This is a genomic window from Streptomyces sp. NPDC033131, from assembly GCF_055578365.1.
Map to the genome: position 1 here is coordinate 182,223 of NZ_JBVIPA010000017.1, position 1,617 is coordinate 183,839.

2 protein-coding genes are annotated in these 1,617 nt (G+C 67.1%); one reads left to right on the forward strand and one right to left on the reverse strand.

Features of this window, described 5'->3' with window-relative positions:
- Positions 1 to 172: 172 nt before the first annotated feature.
- Entirely contained in the window at positions 173 to 1,126 is a 954-nt protein-coding gene (locus ACZ5XS_RS22950) for a heme o synthase (RefSeq protein WP_468654066.1), read from the reverse strand.
- Between the two features lie 354 nt (positions 1,127 to 1,480).
- On the opposite strand from ACZ5XS_RS22950, the gene ACZ5XS_RS22955 reads away from it, so the two are divergent.
- A partial coding sequence (locus ACZ5XS_RS22955) for a hypothetical protein (protein ID WP_468654081.1) occupies positions 1,481 to 1,617 on the forward strand: 137 nt, incomplete at its 3' end.

Genomic DNA, 1,617 nt, shown 5'->3' on the forward strand with positions numbered 1-1,617 from the left:
TAGTCCATGCGCGAGGTTTAGTGTCGGCCTTGTTCATCTCGTCCTCCCACGTCGGGGGGGGGGGGGGGGGGGGGAGGGGGGGGGGGGGGGGGGGGGGGAGAGGGGGGGGGGAGAGGGGGGGGGGGGGGGGGGGGTGTTTCTCCCCCCCCCCCCCCCGCCCGTCACAGGGAAATCAGCGCAGGAAGGGATCCACCGCGACCGCCACGAACAGGATCGACACATAGGTGATCGACCAGTGGAACAGCCGCATCTCCTTGAGCTTGCCGCCGGTCACCTCGGCCTTGGCCCGGTTCTGCAGCCCGTGCGCCTCCCACAGCCAGAAGCCGCCCGCCAGCAGCGCGACCGCCGTGTAGAACCAGCCCGTGTAGCCGAGCGGCTGCAGCAGCAGCGACACCGCGACCATCACCCAGCTGTAGAGCACGATCTGCTTGGCGACCACCTTGTTGGAGGCGACGACCGGCAGCATCGGCACGCCCACGCGCGCGTAGTCCTCCCTGACCTTCATGGACAGCGGCCAGTAGTGCGGTGGCGTCCAGAAGAACATGACGAGGAAGAGGATGATCGGCGCCCACGACATGGAGTTGGTGACGGACGACCAGCCGATGAGCACGGGGAGGCAGCCGGCGATGCCGCCCCACACGATGTTCTGCGAGGTACGGCGCTTGAGGATCATCGTGTAGACGACGACATAGAAGAGGAGCGCTCCGAGCGACAGCCAGGCCGAGAGCCAGTTGACGGCGAGACCGAACAGCAGCGTGGAGACGACGGCGAGGGTGATGCCGAAGGCGAGGCACTCGCGTGGGCTCACCATGCCGGTGACCAGCGGGCGCTGCGAGGTGCGGTCCATCAACGCGTCGATGTCGCGGTCGATGTACATGTTCAGCGCGTTGGCGCCACCCGCGGAGAGGTAGCCGCCTACGCAGGTCAGCAGCACGAGCGTCAGGTCGGGCACACCCTGCTGTGCCAGGAACATCACCGGAACGGTGGTGATGAGCAGCAGCTCGATGATCCGAGGCTTGGTCAGAGCTACGAACGCCTTGACACGGGCCCCGAACGGCCGGTGGCTCGGGCTCTGGCTCGCACCGAGCACCCCCGCTGGACGGGATTCGACGGCCGTCACGCACACCCCTACAGAGACATCCCAGCGAGCCTCAGCCGTGTGAAGTCCCGGTAAAGGCTCGCGCGTACCACGCCACTGTAGACGTTGCCCAGACCCGGACATTCGCGGGGGTCCGGTCGTGTTGGGCGGCGCCTCCGGAAGAGCCGCACGGCACTCGATTGAGCACTCCGACGAGCGGTTCCGTATTCACCTGCCGAACGCGGTACGGCCCAGTCGGGAGGCGGATCCCGAAGAGTCCCGACACTCTGGAATGACTCGAAAAAACGCGCGTTCTTACAAGGGTAGGCTCGACAGCGCCCGGAGCGTTCAGCACACCGGCATTCGACATGCGTGACATGTGGAGAGGAGCCCTGACCCAGGGTGAGCACCAACCCGACCACCACAGACCTCGAGTGGACCGATTTGGACCAGCGGGCCGTCGACACCGCCCGCGTCCTGGCCGCCGATGCCGTACAGAAGGTCGGCAACGGCCATCCCGGTACGGCGATGAGCCTGGC